16 protein-coding genes are annotated in these 18,630 nt (G+C 47.6%); 14 read left to right on the top strand and 2 right to left on the bottom strand.

Going from position 1 to position 18,630, the window contains the following annotated elements; translation table 11 throughout:
- The first annotated feature begins 18 nt into the window (after positions 1-18).
- The 13 genes from infB (at position 19) to EXT46_RS11200 (ending at position 15,090) form a co-directional block, all read left to right on the top strand.
- Positions 19-2,688 carry a translation initiation factor IF-2 gene (gene infB, locus EXT46_RS11260; protein WP_053910338.1) on the top strand — a complete coding sequence of 890 codons (2,670 nt, stop codon included), beginning with the start codon at positions 19-21 and terminating at the stop codon, positions 2,686-2,688.
- Between the two features lie 78 nt (positions 2,689-2,766).
- Positions 2,767-3,156 carry a 30S ribosome-binding factor RbfA gene (gene rbfA, locus EXT46_RS11255; protein WP_022945696.1) on the top strand — a complete coding sequence of 130 codons (390 nt, stop codon included), beginning with the start codon at positions 2,767-2,769 and terminating at the stop codon, positions 3,154-3,156.
- A gap of 5 nt (positions 3,157-3,161) precedes the next feature.
- Entirely contained in the window at positions 3,162-4,097 is a 936-nt protein-coding gene (gene truB, locus EXT46_RS11250) for a tRNA pseudouridine(55) synthase TruB (RefSeq protein WP_130147334.1), read from the top strand.
- Positions 4,098-4,225: 128 nt separating this feature from the next.
- Complete coding sequence (gene rpsO, locus EXT46_RS11245; protein ID WP_026111212.1) at positions 4,226-4,495, top strand: 30S ribosomal protein S15; 270 nt, start codon at positions 4,226-4,228, stop codon at positions 4,493-4,495.
- Positions 4,496-4,759: 264 nt separating this feature from the next.
- Positions 4,760-6,889 carry a polyribonucleotide nucleotidyltransferase gene (gene pnp, locus EXT46_RS11240; RefSeq protein ID WP_022945694.1) on the top strand — a complete coding sequence of 710 codons (2,130 nt, stop codon included), beginning with the start codon at positions 4,760-4,762 and terminating at the stop codon, positions 6,887-6,889.
- Between the two features lie 88 nt (positions 6,890-6,977).
- Positions 6,978-7,856 carry a lipoprotein NlpI gene (nlpI, locus tag EXT46_RS11235; RefSeq protein WP_022945693.1) on the top strand — a complete coding sequence of 293 codons (879 nt, stop codon included), beginning with the start codon at positions 6,978-6,980 and terminating at the stop codon, positions 7,854-7,856.
- Positions 7,846-9,060, top strand: a complete 1,215-nt coding sequence (locus tag EXT46_RS11230) for a hypothetical protein (RefSeq protein WP_130147332.1) — start codon at positions 7,846-7,848, stop codon at positions 9,058-9,060. The genes nlpI and EXT46_RS11230 overlap by 11 nt, the downstream gene beginning before the upstream one ends.
- Positions 9,061-9,294: 234 nt before the next feature.
- Positions 9,295-12,087 carry a monovalent cation/H+ antiporter subunit A gene (locus EXT46_RS11225; protein ID WP_130147330.1) on the top strand — a complete coding sequence of 931 codons (2,793 nt, stop codon included), beginning with the start codon at positions 9,295-9,297 and terminating at the stop codon, positions 12,085-12,087.
- Positions 12,087-12,425, top strand: coding sequence for a Na+/H+ antiporter subunit C (locus EXT46_RS11220; RefSeq protein WP_022945690.1), 339 nt, complete (start codon positions 12,087-12,089; stop codon positions 12,423-12,425). Before EXT46_RS11225 ends, EXT46_RS11220 begins: the two co-directional genes overlap by 1 nt.
- Positions 12,426-13,952, top strand: a complete 1,527-nt coding sequence (locus tag EXT46_RS11215; RefSeq protein WP_130147328.1) for a monovalent cation/H+ antiporter subunit D — start codon at positions 12,426-12,428, stop codon at positions 13,950-13,952.
- On the top strand, positions 13,953-14,489 hold the full coding sequence (locus EXT46_RS11210) for a Na+/H+ antiporter subunit E (RefSeq protein WP_130147326.1): 537 nt from the start codon (positions 13,953-13,955) through the stop codon (positions 14,487-14,489). It begins immediately after the preceding gene.
- On the top strand, positions 14,483-14,752 hold the full coding sequence (locus tag EXT46_RS11205; protein WP_022945687.1) for a K+/H+ antiporter subunit F: 270 nt from the start codon (positions 14,483-14,485) through the stop codon (positions 14,750-14,752). Before EXT46_RS11210 ends, EXT46_RS11205 begins: the two co-directional genes overlap by 7 nt.
- An 8-nt stretch (positions 14,753-14,760) precedes the next feature.
- On the top strand, positions 14,761-15,090 hold the full coding sequence (locus tag EXT46_RS11200) for a Na+/H+ antiporter subunit G (protein WP_022945686.1): 330 nt from the start codon (positions 14,761-14,763) through the stop codon (positions 15,088-15,090).
- 68 nt (positions 15,091-15,158) lie between these two features.
- Here EXT46_RS11200 and EXT46_RS11195 read toward each other — a convergent pair whose 3' ends face one another.
- Positions 15,159-15,563, bottom strand: coding sequence for a phosphate ABC transporter substrate-binding protein (locus EXT46_RS11195; protein ID WP_130147324.1), 405 nt, complete (start codon positions 15,561-15,563; stop codon positions 15,159-15,161).
- A gap of 15 nt (positions 15,564-15,578) precedes the next feature.
- Positions 15,579-16,658 (bottom strand): porin, encoded by a 1,080-nt coding sequence (locus tag EXT46_RS11190; RefSeq protein WP_130147322.1) that lies wholly within the window; start codon positions 16,656-16,658, stop codon positions 15,579-15,581.
- A gap of 227 nt (positions 16,659-16,885) precedes the next feature.
- On the opposite strand from EXT46_RS11190, the gene EXT46_RS11185 reads away from it, so the two are divergent.
- Positions 16,886-18,511 (top strand): HAMP domain-containing methyl-accepting chemotaxis protein, encoded by a 1,626-nt coding sequence (locus EXT46_RS11185; RefSeq protein ID WP_130147320.1) that lies wholly within the window; start codon positions 16,886-16,888, stop codon positions 18,509-18,511.
- Positions 18,512-18,630: the final 119 nt, after the last annotated feature.

Genomic DNA, 18,630 nt, shown 5'->3' with positions numbered 1-18,630 from the left:
ACGGAGGTAACAAAGAATATGGCAGAAGTAAGTGTAGCAAAACTGGCCGAGGACATTGGTACAACTGTTGATAAATTGCTCCAGCAATTAGACAGTGCCGGTATTAAAAAAGGCGCTGACGACCATGTCTCTGAGTCAGAAAAAGCACAACTACTCGATCACTTGTCGAAGCAACACGGCGGTGCGGGTTCAACTGGCCCCGAGCGCATGACTCTGCAGCGTAAGAAGAAAAGTACGCTCAGCGTGACAGGTTCAACGGGTAAGGCGAAAGCCGTACAAGTAGAAGTGCGCAAAAAGCGCACCTACGTGAAAAAGAGCGCGCTAGAGGAGCAGCAGGAGCAAGCTCGTTTAGAAGCAGAGGAGCAAGCGCGTAAAGAGGCCGAGGCAAAGGCCAAAGAAGAAGCTGAGCGTAAGGCCAAAGAAGAAGCCGAACGCAAAGCAAAAGAAGAGGCTGAACGCAAAGCGAAACAAGAAGCTGAGCGTAAGGCTAAAGAAGAAGCGAAGCGTAAAGCTGAAGCACAGCGCAAAGACAGTCATGATTCTGCAAAGGACGAGGAGCAAACTCAGAAAGAACGTGAAGAAGCTGAGCGCTTACAGAAAGAAGCAGAAGAGGCAGCATTGAAGAAAGCCGAAGAAGAAGCGAAACGTCAAGCCGAAGAAGCCCGCCGTCTAGCGGAAGAAAACGAAGCGCGTTGGAAGAAAGAAGAAGAGGAACGTAAGCGCCGCGAGGAAACAGCGGACCATCACCTCACAACCTCGACCTATGCCCGTGAAGCAGAGGACGAATCAGACGCGCGCGAAGAGAAAAGCGCACGTCGTAAAAAGAAAAAGCCAAAGGGTAAAACCGAGGCTCCAGCCAAGCTTAAAGGCAAGAAAGGTAAGCTCAAAGCGCCTACGTCTTTACAGCATGGCTTTAAAAAGCCGGTAGCGGATAAAAAAGCGGAAGTACGCATTGGTGAAACCATCACCGTTGCTGAGTTGGCATCACGTATGGCGGTGAAAGGCGCTGAAGTGGTGAAAACCATGATGAAGATGGGTGACATGGTAACCATTAACCAAGTTATCGATCAGGAAACAGCACAACTGGTGGCCGAGGAAATGGGTCACAAAGTAGTGATCACCAAAGAAAATGAGCTTGAAGAGCGCGTACTGAGCGATCGCTCTGAAGGCGGTCAGGCTGAATCGCGTGCACCGGTTGTAACCGTAATGGGTCACGTTGACCACGGTAAAACCTCGACGCTTGACTATATCCGTAAAGCCAAAGTGGCATCGGGTGAGGCTGGCGGTATTACCCAGCACATTGGTGCTTACCACGTTGATACCGACAACGGCATGATCACCTTCCTAGATACACCAGGACACGCGGCCTTTACTTCAATGCGTGCACGGGGTGCAAAAGCAACGGATATCGTTATCCTTGTTGTTGCTGCCGACGATGGTGTAATGCCGCAAACCAAAGAAGCAGTACAGCACGCTAAAGCAGCAGAAGTACCGTTGATTGTTGCGGTGAACAAAATCGATAAAGAAGGCGCGGACCCAGATCGCGTTAAGAATGAGCTTGCCGCGTTAGATGTTATCCCAGAAGAGTGGGGCGGAGAAACGCAGTTCGTTCATATCTCAGCGAAAACGGGTGAAGGTGTTGATGAGCTTCTTGAAGCTGTCTTGATGCAGTCAGAAATCCTTGAGCTGACCGCTATTCCTGAAGGCATGGCCTCGGGTGTGGTGATTGAATCACGTCTAGATAAAGGCCGTGGTCCAGTGGCAACCGTTCTTGTTCAAGAAGGTATGCTTAAGCAAGGCGATATCGTTCTTTGTGGTCTTGAATATGGCCGTGTTCGTGCAATGCGCGATGAGAATGGTAAAGAAATCAAAGAGGCGGGCCCGTCAATTCCAGTCGAGATTTTAGGTCTCTCTGGTGTGCCTGCAGCCGGTGACGAAGCCACTGTAGTACGTGATGAGCGTAAAGCGCGTGAAGTAGCGCTTTATCGTCAAGGCAAATTCCGCGAAGTGAAACTTGCTCGTCAGCAAAAAGCGAAACTGGAAAACATGTTTAGCAATATGTCTGAAGGTGACGTGAGCGAAGTGAATATTGTCCTTAAGGCCGACGTTCAAGGTTCTATCGAAGCCATTGCTGATTCACTGACTAAGCTTTCTACTGAAGAAGTTAAAGTGAAAATCGTGGGTAGCGGTGTTGGTGGTATTACCGAGACTGATGCATCACTTGCCGCCGCATCAAATGCGATTGTCGTTGGCTTTAACGTTCGTGCTGACGCCTCAGCGCGTAAAGTGATTGAAAGCGAAAGCATTGACCTGCGTTACTACAGCGTTATCTATGACCTGATTGAGGAAGTGAAGCAAGCCATGACTGGTATGCTACAGCCTGAATTCAAGCAGGAAATCATCGGTCTTGCCGAAGTACGTGATGTATTTAAGGCACCGAAGATTGGCTCTGTCGCTGGGTGTATGGTAACCGAAGGTGTGGTTAAACGTTCTAACCCAATTCGCGTTCTTCGTGATAACGTCGTTATCTATGAAGGTGAGCTTGAGTCGCTACGTCGATTCAAAGATGACGTTCAAGAAGTTCGTAACGGTATGGAATGTGGTATCGGCGTTAAGAACTATAATGACGTTAAGGTCGGTGACCAAATTGAGGTATTCGAAGTCGTTGAAGTACAACGCTCGCTGTAAACCTCACAGTTAGTCATAAAAAGTATGGGGGCCTTGTGCCCCCATTTGTGCATTGTGTAATCAATAGAAGTGGTGGAAATGAGAGAATTTTCTCGCACAGAGCGCGTAGCGCAGCAAATCCAAAAAGAAATTGCCGTGATCATCCAGCGGGAAGTGAAAGACCCGCGTCTCGGCATGGTGACGGTCTCTGCGGTGGAAGTATCCCGTGATTTGTCGTACGCCAAAATTTTTGTCACCGTCTTTAACCAAGATGACGACACTAAAGCGAAACAAAGCATGCGTATTTTGAATGACGCTAGCGGCTACATTCGTTCTTTGTTAGGCAAGCGTATTCGTGCTCGCATTATCCCTGAATTGCGTTTTGTGATCGATAACTCACTGCTCGAAGGGATGCGTATTTCTAACTTGGTCGATACCGTAATGCGTGAAGATCAAGATAAGCGCAATAACAGCGACGAAGAAGAGTAAGCGCTATGGCCAGACGGACAAAAGGCCGCCCGGTCGATGGCGTATTGTTGGTTAATAAGCCACAAGGGATCTCCAGTAACCGCGCGTTACAACAAGCAAAAGGTATTTTCTTTGCGCAAAAAGCGGGCCACACTGGCGCGTTAGACCCTCTTGCTACGGGGATGTTACCGGTGTGCTTCGGTGAAGCGACCAAGTTTTCACAGTTTTTACTCGACACCGACAAAACCTATGTGGTTCGGGCTAAACTCGGCGAGCGCACGACCACCTCCGACGCCGATGGTGAAATTGTGCAAACCCGTGCAGTGAGTGTCTGTGAAGCGGATTTACGTGAACAGGTTGCCAGTTTTATTGGCGAGTCGGATCAGTATCCGTCGATGTACTCGGCACTGAAATACCAAGGCCAACCACTGTATAAATATGCCCGTGAAGGCATTGAAGTACCGCGTAAATGTCGCCGTATTCATGTTTACAGTTTGACCTTAGATGAGTTCGACAGTGAGCGCAACGAGATACAAATGACCGCGCACGTATCCAAAGGCACCTATATACGTACGATTGTTGATGACTTAGGTGAACTACTGGGATGTGGTGCCCATGTGATTATGCTTCATCGCTCTAAGGTAGGTCACTATCCGGCAGAAAAAATGGTGACGTTAGAGACGTTGCAGCAGCTACTTGATGATGCCAAAGCCAAAGACATCGCCCCGGCAGAGGTACTCGACCCCTTGCTGTTGCCCATGGATACTGCGGTGCAAGATCTACCAAGCATTGAGCTTGACGAACAACAGGCCACTGCCTTTGCCCACGGGCAAACTGTGGTTGTCACCGAGCAGGTTGCGCCGGTATGTGCGGTACGCTGCAAAACACGCTTTCTAGGCGTTGGTGAGCGTAACCAACACGGCCACTTAAAGGCCAAACGTGCTGTGGCAATTAACAGCTAGGGAAGCGGCGCACCCTATAAAGCGCTTGTAGTTCTCGCGTAAATTGTTAAAATAGCGCGCTCATTTGGTGGGGCTGGATTAGTGATCGGCTCTTACCGTATTAAAACACTCATTTTTTGGAGTTATTTATGTCACTAAGCAACCAAGAAAAAGCAGATATCATCGCAAAATTCGCACGCGCTGAAGGCGACACAGGTTCACCTGAAGTACAAGTAGCTTTGCTAACTCACGATATCAACAAGCTTCAAGGCCACTTTGCTAACCACAAGCAAGACAACCACTCACGTCGTGGTCTGCTTCGCAAAGTAAGCCAACGCCGTAACTTGCTTAACTACCTAAAAGGTAAAAGCATCGAGCGTTACACTGCACTAATTCAAGAACTTGGCCTACGTCGCTAATTCTTTGAAATCAGTTTACAAAAAGGGGCTATCTAGCCCCTTTTTTTGTGTGCTTTTGGCGAGTATACTAGGCCCTGTCTAAGTCGATAGGGCAATGTATAGCCGTCGGCTAAGATGGCACCATATTGCCAATTGTAGTAAATAAAGGCATTCCAGCGTGAGTGTGGTTATTTACTGTAATTGGTAAGGTGCTTGAGAAAACCAAACTTTAGTCTGCTTAGGATGATTAAGTGGGGCTAAATGCAACTTAAAGGAAATAATTAAGTGCAACCAATTATTAAAGAATTTCAATACGGTGAACACACTGTAACGCTAGAAACGGGTGCTATTGCACGTCAAGCAGACGGTGCCGTACTTGCTAGCATTGGCGATACCTCGGTACTTGTGACTGTGGTTGGTAAGCGTGAAGCAAACCCAGGTCAAGACTTCTTTCCTCTGACTGTTAACTACATTGAAAAAATGTACGCAGCGGGTCGTATCCCTGGTGGTTTCTTGAAGCGTGAAGGTCGTCCATCAGACGGCGAGACACTGATCGCGCGCTTGATTGACCGTCCAATCCGTCCACTGTTCCCTGATGGCTTCGTAAACGAAGTGCAAGTTATCGCAACCGTTGTTTCAGTAGACCCTGAAATTCAACCAGATATCGTAGCGCTGATTGGTACTTCAGCGGCGCTTGCGCTTTCGGGTATTCCATTCAATGGTCCAATCGGTGCGTCTCGTGTAGGCTTTATCGACGGTCAATATGTCCTTAACCCAACACTTACTGAGCTAAACGAAAGTAAGCTAGACCTTGTTGTTGCTGGTACTGATAACGCGGTACTGATGGTTGAGTCGGAAGCTGAAACATTGCCAGAAGACGTGATGCTAGGCGCCGTTGTTTACGGTCATGAGCAGTCACAAGCCATTATTACTGCAATTAACGAATTTGCTAGCGAAGCAGGCAAGCCTGTATGGGATTGGACCGCACCAGCGAAAGACGAGTCGCTAGCGGAAAAAGTGGCTGCCATCGCGGAAGCGAAAATCGGTGAAGCGTATCACATCACTGACAAGGTAGCGCGTAAAGATGCGCTAAGCGCAGCGAAAGCACAAGTAATCGAGAAGCTAAGCGCTGAGCTGGGTGAAGACGAAAGCTTAGATGAGCAAGAAGTATCGGGTGTATTCGGTTCACTTGAGAAGAAAATCGTACGTGGGCGCATCATTGCCGGTGAAAAACGTATTGATGGCCGTACTCCTGAGATGATCCGTGCCCTAGATGTTAAAACCGGTGTGCTTGCACGTACGCACGGCAGCGCTATTTTCACCCGTGGTGAAACTCAGGCACTTGTTACTGCAACTCTGGGTACAGAACGTGACGCACAGATGATTGATGCCATTACGGGTACCTCAACTAACCGCTTCATGTTGCACTACAACTTCCCTCCATTCTGTGTTGGCGAAACAGGCTTTGTAGGCTCACCTAAGCGTCGTGAAATTGGTCATGGTAACCTTGCTAAGCGTGGTATTGCGGCTGTTCTTCCTACGCTTGAAGAATTCCCTTACTCAATCCGTGTGGTATCGGAAATCACTGAATCGAACGGTTCATCTTCAATGGCCTCGGTATGTGGTACTTCGCTGGCGCTTATGAATGCCGGTGTACCAACTAAGGCATCTGTAGCGGGTATTGCTATGGGTCTTGTTAAAGAAGGCGACAACTTTGTTGTTCTTTCTGACATCTTGGGTGACGAAGACCACCTAGGCGACATGGACTTTAAAGTAGCCGGTACTTCTGAAGGTATCACTGCGCTGCAAATGGATATCAAGATTGAAGGTATCACTAAAGAAATCATGCAAATTGCGCTTAACCAAGCACAAGCTGCCCGTTTGCATATTCTTGGCGTGATGGATGAAGCCATCTCTTCACCAGCGGCTGAGCTTTCAGATTACGCACCACGCATTTACACGGTGAACATTCCACCGAAGAAAATTGCTGACGTAATTGGTAAAGGCGGTGCGACAATCCGTGCGTTAACTGAAGAAACTGGCACTACTATCGAAATCGATGATGACGGTACCGTTAAGATCGCTGCCACCGATGGCGAAAGCGCACGCGCTGCAATCGCTCGCGTAGAGCAGTTAACTGCAGAGCTTGAAGTAGGCACTATCTACGAAGGTAAAGTAGTTCGTATCGTAGACTTCGGTGCGTTTGTTAATGTACTGCCAGGCAAAGATGGTTTGGTACACATTTCACAAATCAGCGAAGAGCGTGTGAATAACGTGACTGATCACCTTAGCGTTGGTCAAGAAGTTAAAGTTAAGGTACTAGAAGTAGACCGCCAAGGCCGCGTTCGCTTGAGTATCAAAGAAGCGCAGGAAAAACCAGCTGCAAACGCAGAAGAGTCAAAAAGCGCTGAATAAGCATTAATCTGATGTAAAAGGGGGCTGTTTAGCCCCCTTTTTTGTGGTTTAATGAAAATCTATAGCCGTTGAATATAGGTGCAGGACGTTGAGAAAACCCATTTCGCTCATTATTGCAGGCGCACTAGCCGCTGTGTTGGCTGGTTGCCAATCCACTTCCCAAGAGCCTCAGTATTTAGTTGCAGTGCCATTTACAGCGCCTTTGCCCAGTGATTTTCGCAGCGAAATTGCCATAGCTCGTTATACCGAGCTCATTGAGCAAGCTGAACTTCCTAATGAGCAACAAGCGCAGCTTTACTATGACCGAGGCGTACTGTTTGATAGCTTAGGGCTTAGTACCTTGGCGCGCATTGACTTTAACCGCGCGGTAAAACTCAAGCCTGATTTAGCCGAGGTCTATAACTTTTTAGGCATTCATCACACCCTAATGCAGCAATACGGCAAAGCTTACGAAATGTTCGACTCGGTGTTGGAGCTTAACGCTGAGCATGAATACGCATACTTAAACCGAGGCATCGCTCTGTATTATGGGGAGCGCCCTAAACTGGCCAGTGACGACTTACAAGCCTTTTTAGATTTTGCACCAGACGATCCCTACCGTGTGCTGTGGCTTTATTTAGCGCAAAGTGCGAACGACGCTCAACAAGCAAAAGCCAATTTAGCTAAGATGGCGCAAGCGTTAGACCCACAGAATTGGGCCTATCAGTTGGTCGCTTATTACAATGGCGATATTGATGAAAAGGCTCTGTTAAACACCTTGAGCGAGGGCGTTGAATCGCACCAGGAGTATGCTGAGCGATTGTGTGAGGCGTATTTCTATATCGCCAAGCGTCACCAAGCTGAAGGCAATACAGCCTTGGCCAGTGACTACTTTAAATTGGCGTTATCGACTAATGTGTACGAGTTTGTTGAATATAAGTACGCCCGTTTGGAGCTGAGCTTAATGGCAGGCGAGGGTGCGCACTAGTGTAATTATACTGCTGGCACTACTACTTTGTGCCAGCAGCAGTTTCTCCCCTCATTTAGCTTCCCATCTAGCGGCAAACTCTGCCAGTTACCTTGGTTATTGGCATCGCTATCAGCCACACAGTATCGACTATCAATCACTTAATCAGGCACAGCTGCGAGTGTTGGCAGGGCAGAGTGTGGCGCCAGCGCAACTGGCCCTAGCCGTCAAGCTACTCAATGACCACCGTATAGAGGATGCCACGCCGTATTGGCAGGCGGCGTTATCACATCAAAACGACACCCAAGCTGTGCAGTGGCAGCAACTAACCAAGGGGCTACTTCTTAATGAGCAATGGCACTCGCTCACGACCATCTCACAACACCGTGCGCTTAGTGAAGAGGTTGCTCAGCCTCTACTGATGCACCAAGGTGTGCCGCCAAGTCGAATTACCACTGACTATGCGCAGCATCATGATTTTGAAGTGCGCTTAGGAGCAATTGAGGCACGCCAATGTGATTACAATATTTTATTATTGGCAGATCACGCGCAAGGCATCGAGAGGTTAAAACAATTGCGTGAACGATACCTTGCAAAAGCAGAGCCACAACCGGGACTGATGTGTTTATCTAAGCCTGTTTATATGGGTAGTCAGCTTGCTTGCACGTCGAGTAGGGAGGGCTATGCGCGCTGCAATTGGCAGCCTTTGGCAGAGCAGCCATCACGACTGCCTCCGGGTTTTGATTTCATTGTTATGATGACCAAGCAGGGGCGCGCCAATGTCCAAGCAGGAGTCATGCAATTAAGCACAGAGGCACCTTATCATGTGTTTTTACACGAACTCATGCACTTTGCTGGGTTCACGGACGAATATCCGGGACCTAAAGCACAACAACACGCATGCACAGACAAAGGGCAAATCTATGCTAACCTTTATGTCGATGATACAAGGCCTTCTGGTTGGTATAAAAGCGATTTTTGCAACAATGGGCGTGGCTATAAACCCACTGAGCAAATCAGCATTATGCAACACTCAGAGGTTGGCTTATCGCCTTTGTATCGTCGCCTTTGGGTAAAACAATTGCGCCAACACAGCGATGAATTACTGCGCTATCACGATTACTTTCATCGCCTAAGTGCGCTACCAATCTGGCTACAACGCCACCCACTTGCCACACATGGAGCAGGTGAAGGCCGTACAACTATTGACCAAGCTAACAACTAGATTTGTAAGCAAGGTTAGTGAGGTGTTAATCTCAGCCCAAGTTTTAGGCGAATAGCCGCATCTAGGCTAGACAAAGAGTGAGCACAACAGTATAACTGACTAATTATTAATGTTTAATTGGCGCTATACTAACCCTAGTTGAGGAACTTAGCACACGGAAGCAAACCCGATGCTGGAGTTGATTATAAGAAGGTTGTTTGAAGGTTCAGCGACCATAATAAAGGTTCACAAACTATGACTTTGCTGTGGATACCCCTGTTATCCCTTATAGGCAGTTTACTTGCGAGTTTTACTGGTAAATTATCGCGCAATCAAAGTGCGATTATCACCGCAATAATGCCCATTTTAGGCTTAGCCCTAGTACTGAGTTTAGCCCCCGATGTGTTGGCAGGTGAAACCCTCTATTCCAGCCTACCCTGGATACCTGAATTAGGCGTGAACTTGTCTTTCCGTCTGGACGGGTTAGCCCTGCTATTTTGCTTGCTGATCCTGTGTATCGGTTTGCTGGTTATTCTTTATGCTCGCTACTACCTTAGTGAGAATGACTCCATGCCTAAGCTTTATGCCTACTTAATGCTGTTTATGACAGCCATGCTAGGTATCGTCACGGCGAATAATATTATTCAAATGTGGTTCTTCTGGGAGCTCACCAGTATTAGCTCATTTTTATTGATCAGCTACTGGTCCCATAAACCTGAAGCACGTAAAGGCGCACGTATGGCATTGGCTATTACCGGCGCTGGCGGTCTGGCCCTGTTGGCGGGCTTAGTGCTCATTGGCCAGTTAGTGGGCAGTTACGAGCTTGACGTTATTCTTCAAAGTGCCGAGGTGATCAAGTCATCGTCTTGGTATCCGGTTATTTTGGTGTTGGTGTTGCTTGGGGCGTTTACTAAATCTGCGCAGTTTCCCTTTCACTTTTGGTTGCCGCACGCGATGGCGGCACCTACGCCAGTCAGCGCCTACTTACATTCGGCAACGATGGTTAAAGCCGGAATTTTCCTGTTAGCCCGCTTTTATCCCGCACTGGCAGGCACCGAACTATGGTTCATTATTGTTGGCGTAACCGGCCTGACAACCTTGTTAGTCGGTGCTTACATTGCTTTATTCAAGCACGACTTAAAGGGCTTGTTGGCATACTCGACCATTAGTCATTTGGGTCTTATTACCTTGCTCCTAGGCCTGGATACGCAGCTGGCGACAGTTGCGGCGATTTTCCATATTATTAATCACGCTATTTTTAAAGCGTCACTGTTTATGGCCACCGGGATTATCGATCATGAAACCGGCACCCGAGATATGCGTAAACTAAACGGTATGTGGCGCTATATGCCCTATACTGCGACCTTAGCGATGGTGGCGGCGGCGTCCATGGCCGGTGTGCCGCTTCTGAACGGCTTCTTATCAAAAGAGATGTTCTTTGCTGAGACTTTACACCAGCAAATGCTGGGGTCTATGTCATGGTTAATTCCAGTGTTGGCGACGGTAGCCGGGGCATTGTCAGTGGCTTATTCGGCGCGTTTTATTCACGATGTATTTTTCAATGGTGAGCCCAAAGACCTGCCTAAGGATCCTCACGAAGCGCCGCGTTATATGCGCGTGCCCATTGAAGTGTTGGTTGCGATGTGTGTGCTCGTCGGTTTGTTCCCAGCCTTTGTGGTGGACCCTATTTTATCGGTCGCTTCCAATGCAGTTTTAGCCGGTGATGCACCGGATTACAAACTGGCTATTTGGCACGGTTTTAACCTACCGCTATTTATGAGTGCGGTGGCAGTCGCCGGTGGTTTGTTTATCTATTCTCAACGCAAATATTTATTCCAGTTCCAAGCTTCGCTACCCAGTGTTAATGCAAAAAGGGCATTCGACGCCGGTATCCAGCAGGTGATGACGTGGTCACGTGAGCAAGTTCTGCGTATAGAGAATGGCTCTTTGCAGCGCTATGTCTTTATTTTATTGCTCTCGGCACTGCTTCTTGCCGGTTTGCCATTATTTGAAATGCATACGCTGGCTGGGTCTAAAGGCCTGAGCGATATTGATGCTCATAATGCCATTGGCGCAGCCTTGCTCATGATTGGTGCGCTTGCCACCTTGGTATGGCATCGCTCGCGTATGGTGGCCCTCATCATGATTTCGGTGGTGGGGTTGATGACCTCAGTGGCTTTCAGTCGTTTCTCTGCGCCTGACTTGGCGCTCACTCAGCTTACTGTGGAAGTAGTCACGGTGATGCTATTGATGTTAGCGCTGTTTTTCTTACCGCAACGTACGCCAAAGGAATCAAGCTCAATTCGAATCTTGCGAGATTTAGGGATCAGTAGTGCCATTGGTATCGTTATTGGCAGTATTTGTTATGCGGTGCTCACACGCCCCCACGAGAGCATCTCGCAATTCTTTGTTGCCAATGCCAAAACTGGTGGCGGCGGTACTAACGTTGTAAACGTTATTCTCGTAGACTTCCGAGGCTTTGATACTCTTGGTGAAATTACTGTACTGGGTATCGCAGCGCTGGGTATCTACAAGTTATTACTAAATCTGCCACTGTTTATGCCAGCATCAGACAGTGAAGGGCGTCCTTGGGCTCGCGAACGTCACCCGCTATTGTTGGCGAGTATCTCGCAAAGTTTGCTGCCGCTGGCCATTATGGTGTCCGTGTATATTTTCTTGCGTGGTCACAACTTACCGGGTGGTGGCTTCATCGCTGGCTTGGTCACTTCTATCGCCTTTATCTTGCAGTACATGGCCAATGGTTCGAACTGGATACGTGCGCGCATGGATATCAATTACCGCAAGGTGATAGCCTCAGGGTTAGCCATTGCCACACTGACAGGCATGGGAAGCTGGCTGTTTGGGCGTAACTTCCTAACTAGCTGGTTTGATTATTTTGATATTCCGTTGGTGGGCAAAACAGAGCTCGCCAGCGCAATGATTTTCGACCTAGGGGTCTATCTCACTGTGGTAGGTGCCACGTTGATGATTTTGGCAAGCCTAGGTAAATTGACAGCAGAAACACCGAAAGAAAAGGTCAACCTCTAATGGAACTCTTATATGCAAGCTGTGTAGGTCTATTAGTGGCCTGCGGAGTGTATCTTATTTTACGAGCGCGCACTTTCCCTGTGGTGCTCGGGCTCACCATGCTCTCTTACGCGGTGAACCTATTTTTGTTCTCCTCAGGGCGTCTACAAATCAATAAGGCGCCGGTGTTGGGTCAGTCTGCAGGGTATGCCGATCCGCTACCTCAGGCGTTAGTATTGACCGCCATAGTGATTGGTTTTGCGATGACCGCGTTTGTGGTGATCTTGGCTATTCGTGGCCGCGCGGATTTAGGCAATGACCACGTGGATGGTCAACCGCGCTCGAAAAAGGGGTCATAGTTGATGCAGCATTTGATCACTTTACCTATCCTACTGCCTTTACTTGCGGGGATCATTTTACTGCTCCCGCCTTGTGGTAAAAACCTCATTATTCGCCGCTGGACGGCGATGTTTATGGCACTGCTTGCGTTAATAGCGAGCACGGTGTTATTGCAGCAACTGCTGCAAGGCGGCCCGATTGTGTATGCTATTGGTACTTGGCAGCCACCCTTTGGTATCGTTTTATACGCCGATCCGTTGGCGGTGCTACTGACTATCCTAACAAGCTTCCTAACCTTGGTTACCACCATTTACGCCAGTCGCGGTGATGACAAAAAAGGCAGCTTCTATCACCCCCTTACGCACTTCTTGCTTATGGGTGTGAATGGTGCCTTTTTAACCGGGGATTTATTTAACCTGTTCGTCTTTTTTGAAGTGCTACTGATTGCTTCCTATGCATTGCTAATGCATAAAACGGATAAACAGACCACCAAAGCCGCGCTTCACTACGTGGTGCTTAACTTAGTGGGCTCGAGTATCTTCCTCATTGCCTTAGGGATTCTTTATGGGGTACTCGGTACGCTGAATATGGCGGACTTAGCCACTAAAGTAGCTCAGCTACAGGGCGATGATATTTACTTGGCTAAAATAGGTGGTTTGTTGCTGCTTATTGTCTTCGCTCTAAAGGCCGCCTTATTGCCATTACATTTGTGGTTAGCGGCAACTTATAGCCGTGCAATGCCTGCGGTAGCAGCGCAATTTGCGGTTATGACCAAGGTCGGTATTTACGCCATGATGCGCGTGTTCACTATGATCTTCGGTGATAACGCCGGCGAGCTCAGCGGTATGGCCACCACTTGGTTATGGCCTCTGGCGCTGGTCACCTTAGTGGTTGGGGCTGTTGGCGTTTTAGCTTCGGAAGATTTACGTCGGCTAACGGCAAATTTAGTCATTGTTTCGGTGGGCACCTTAGTGGCTATGGTGGCTCTGAATAATGAACAGGCCACGGCTGTGGCAATCTATTATTTACTGCACTCAACAGTAGGCTGTGCGGCAATGTTCTTAGTCGCGGACTTAATTGGCTTACAGCGTGGTAAAGTGCAAGATAGACTGGTGAATAGCCGCAGTGTTGCTGAGCCTAAGCTACTCGGTATCTGCTTTGTGCTGTGCGCCATTGCCTTGGCCGGTTTGCCACCACTTTCTGGCTTTATCGCTAAATTATGGTTACTGGATGCGGCTTGGGAAAGCAACGTTGCCTGGGTGTTCTGGCCCATATACCTGATTGTCAGCTTGGCAACTCTTGTGGCTTTGTCGCGAGCTGGAACGAGCCTATTTTGGCATGACAACCCACAGCAAGATGAACAATTTGAAGATGCCGTATACGCTGGCAAACGCCGAAGCTTCGCGGTGCTATTGATGCTTGCAGTGCCAGTATTAATGACAGTGTTCGCTGCACCACTGACCGAAGTGAGCCAGCATGCAGCAGCGACACTGCATAATACTCAAGTCGCGGTTGATACTGTTTTTGCGTTGGCTAAGGGGCAATAAATGCGTTTACAAGCAAAATATAAGTGGTTACCCACCCCGTTTCGCACCATATTATTGTTTGCGGTTTGGCTGTTGCTTAACAACAGCATATCGCCGGGCCATTTAATTTTAGGGGCGGTACTGGCTATTGTTATTCCGTTGTCTATCGCACCATTTCGCAAGCCTCAGCCGTTAATATTGCGCCCCGGCTTGGCATTTAAGCAGCTACTTATCGTGCTGTGGGACATTATCACTGCGAATGTTGAAGTAGCGATAAAAATACTGGGGCCAAGCAAGCGTTTGCGTCCTGGGTTTATTAAAGTGCCGTTAGATTTGAAACATGATTTACCTATCACCATGCTTGCGAGCACTGTGTCGTTAACTCCCGGCACGGTCAGTGCTGAGGTGTATCCGATTCCAGAGTCTCTGCCACAAGGACAAGAGCCTGAACAACGCTTCTTGTTGATCCATGTACTTGATATGGGAGACGAACAGGAGCTGATTAACTCCATTAAAAGCCGTTACGAAGCGCCGTTGAAGGAGATTTTTCAATGTTAGAACATGTTTTACTTATCGTGTTTGCGATGATTGGCGTGTCACTGGTGCTCAATTTGTGGCGCTTAATTGTCGGCCCTTCTATCCCTGATCGTATCTTGGCACTCGATACCATGTACATTAATACCATCGCGTTGATTATTTTGTATGGTATCGGTATGCAAACACAGATTTACTTTGAAGCTGCGCTGCTTATTGCCATGCTTGGTTTTGTCAGCACTGTCGCAGTATGTAAATATTTACTACGTGGCGATATCATTGAGTAGGAGAGGGTATGTTTGAGTGGATAATTGCCGCGTTCTTACTGGCAGGCGGCGCGTTTATTTTAATTGGTTCTATTGGTCTGGTAAAAATGCCGGATTTCTTTATGCGTTTACATGGCCCAACGAAGGCCACCACCTTGGGGATGGCATCGCTACTTATTGCCGCCAATGTTTACTTTAGTGTTACCAATGGTGAAGTGAACATCAAAGAGATTCTGATTTCTATATTCTTGCTGATCACCGCCCCCATCACAGGTTATATGCTTATCAAATCGGCCATTCACCACGATTTAAAAGCGCGAGAAGATACCAAAGGGTTGGATAAAATAGAAGACGACTAAGTAACAATATGAGCAATGAAAACGGGGCGAAAAACGCCCCGTTGTTATATCTACCGCTTAAGTATCCGTTAGAAAGTGGTGACTACTTTAACGGCATCTGTGACGCTGCCAGCATCAACAAAGCCGATAGTATCGGGGTTTGAGCTGACTAACTGAATCACTTCAGCATCGTTATCTACCTCTTTAGGCGGTGTGCCTTTTCCTGTAAACACGAGCTTTGACCAATAAGCCTTGAGTTGTCCTGAGGACTTATTCAGTGCTTTTTGGTTAAATTCATCGGCGGTGGCTCCGCTGGCTTGGCTAATGGGAATTGCTTTATTGCCATTGGAGAACGATTTCTCTTTGCCAATAAAGATGCGCTCTACCGTATCTTTATTGATATCACTGCCATTACTGGGGTGAACGATAACGGCCACATCAGCCAGAGCGACTGATGAGCTCAATAGCGTGAAAAAAAATGCGATCTTATACATAATTGTGCTCCTCATTTAGAATACCGCGTCAACACCGATGGTGATCGACTCACTGTCACCCGCAACCGCTAAGTCAAAAGAATCATCTTCAACTTTATCGAATTGCACTTTAAATGCAGCGGACGGGTGGAAGTCCCACCTTACACCCACCGATGTGGTGTTGTGCTGCTCGGTATCGCCATCGCCTTCTTGATCAAATTCAGAGTAACTCACATAGGGGGTGATGCCATCAAAGCGATAGCCCGCGCTGACCATGTAGGTGTCGAGGTTGCCATCGAGATCGAGGCGGTTAAGCTCTGTTAATACAAAGGCGTCGCCAAAGTCGAGGTTCAAGGCGAGACCATAGAACTTACCGTCGCGTTCGGTATCCGCATCTTCCCAAACAACGATATTGCCACTGCGATAACGCTCATTGGTATAACGCATGTGTGTAGCCCGTATTTCAAACCAGTCGTTACTCGCTTGAATTACTCCGCCAATGATATCTTTCCATATTTCTCTGGTTGGCTCTTGGAAGAAAAATTCGCTGAGCAGCTTGTTGCTCTCATCGTCTTCACGGCCGCCATAAATATTACCGCTGATGGACCAATCACCAACATAGCCGTTGTATAGCAAGTTAAGACCGTTGTAATTGAATATTTGCCAAGTGTAATTATCGGCAGGAGGCCGCATCCATACATAGGCATAACCAACATCATAGAAATCCGAGTAGTAGAATAGCGGTAGGCGCTTCTTACCCCCTTGCAAAGTCCAATTCTCATTGAGCTCATAAGACAAGTAGGCCCACTCGAACTCAGCGTCAAAATCATTAGCACCGCGAGCCACTATTTGCCCCGTTGCGCTAAGACCATCCATCAAGTCGGCACTCACTTGAAGGCCGAATAGCGACTCGGGTTCGAAAGATATTTCATCGGTGTAAGCACTAACAATAGGGTAGTCGGCTAAAAAAGTCGGTTCTACACCATATTGTGGAACACCATCACCACTGAGCACTCTACCAGCATTTATGCTGACAAAGCCCGATACGTTGACATCAGCAAAACTTTGCGAGCTGAACGACAACGCCACTGCAATTAACGATAGTTTGAGTTTCATACCTGTTTCCTAAGTTGTGTGCTTAGTGCTCCTTGAGTATAGACAAATATAAGGTTTGTAAATTTTTTGTTATTATTTGACTGAGGGTAATGTTAGGGTGTTGTTTTTATATAATTAAGATAAATAACCCCAAAAAGACAAAAAAAAATAGAATTCTATTAAAATTGGTTAACACTTAGGGATAGATGGCCGATACTTATAAAGTATTTGATTTTGAGGTGAAAAGTATGAAGACGGGTTTCTCGTTTGCGAATTTAAGTATAACCAAAAAGATTCACGCCATTACCTGTGTAGCGGTAGTGGCCTTTGTGGTTATTGTGCTGGTCAATTACTCTGCTATGAGCTCAAATCAGCAATCACTCAACGAGCTTGAGACGTCAACTTATAAGTTACTAAACATAACAGCTGAGAATGTAACCACTCTTGGTGCAGTGGATGAGCTCTACACTCAGGCGGTTACATTTGGTGATGCAGAGCTTCTAGAAAAGGCGCAACAAGAGTATCTGACTATTAAAGATAATTTGCGTCAACTTAATAATATCCAACCGGGATTAATGCCTTCATACACATCACAACGGCTGCAAGACTATAAAACTATTGCGGCTGAGATTGCTCAAGGTATGATTGATGGCACTGCGGACTTTAGTAAAATTCAACAAAAAGCAAAACAGAAAACCGATATTTTTGAATCCCTTTCAGTCGATTTTAAAAATGCAGAAGAGCGCGCTAACTCTCGTTTTCTAGAGCTTATAAACGAAACGGAAAACCGCTCAGGCACCGCAATGACAACCATGTTAATTGTCGCCGTGGTCTCTGTGATTTTTGTGGTGCTACTTGCGGTGGTGATCGCCCGAGGTATAGGTAACTCGGCAAAAGATGCCGCGCAAAATTTGCATTTGTTGGCACAGGGGCAGGGGTCGTTGTCGACCACGCTCAATGTGCGTTCTCATGATGAAATTGGCCAAGTCTCCATCAATTTTAATGAGTTTATTGCTCTACTAAAAAAAGCGGTGGTTGAAGTGATGAATGTGGTTGAGCCGCTGATGGAGAACTCTACGCGCTTGGTGCAAGGCATGGAAAAAGCAGAGTCTGCGACCAACCAGCAAACCAGTGATGCAGAAATTGTCCGCCAGTCGATGGAAGAGATGCGCCAGAGTGTGGGCGATATTTCTCATTCTGCTTCGCAAGCATCCGACGCAGCGCAACTTGCCGAGCAAGAGGTGGCACAGAGCAAGGACCAAATCCGTGTATCCGTGAGTGAATCACAAACCCTGAGTGAGGAAATCAACCGCGCCGCAGGCACTATTAACAAGTTGGCGGATGATACTCAAAACGTGACCCAGATTCTCAATGTTATTACCTCGATTGCAGAGCAAACTAACTTATTGGCACTGAATGCAGCAATCGAGGCCGCCCGTGCTGGCGAGCAAGGTCGAGGCTTTGCGGTGGTCGCCGATGAGGTTCGAGAGCTGGCCTCACGCACCGCCAAATCCACCAATGAAATTCGCGAATTGCTTACCGTGTTAACTGAAGCAGCCAATGATGCCGTTAAAGCAATGACCTCAGCGCGTGATATGGCCAGTAATAATGCTCAAGCCGCCGAGCAAACAGGGCAATCGATTGAGCAAATCTCCGAACAGATTTTATCTATTAACACCATGAATGGGCAAATTGCCGCCGCCACCGAGGAGCAAACCTCAGTGGCCACTATGGTCGTTGATAATGTCACCTCAATGCACCGCTCCTTTGAAGATACGATGCAAGCGCTCAGTGAAGTGCGCGATGTCGCTAAAAACCTACACTATCTATCTGACAACCTGTTGGACGCCACTGCCAAATTTAAAGTGGAATAAGTGAATCAAGGGTGAGTAAGGGCGCTACTAAATGGCGCCCTTTTTTTAGGCCTTTACTGAGGTGTCGTCGCGCATTGCTGATCTCATGCTTTAGGTGAATAGGCTTAGACTCCCCCTTC

Origin of the sequence: Pseudoalteromonas sp. CO325X (assembly GCF_004208955.1) — a bacterium.
GTDB lineage: Bacteria > Pseudomonadota > Gammaproteobacteria > Enterobacterales > Alteromonadaceae > Pseudoalteromonas > Pseudoalteromonas ruthenica.
Note: the sequence above shows the minus strand (reverse complement) of the source record. Positions and strands in the feature narration are given on the sequence as shown.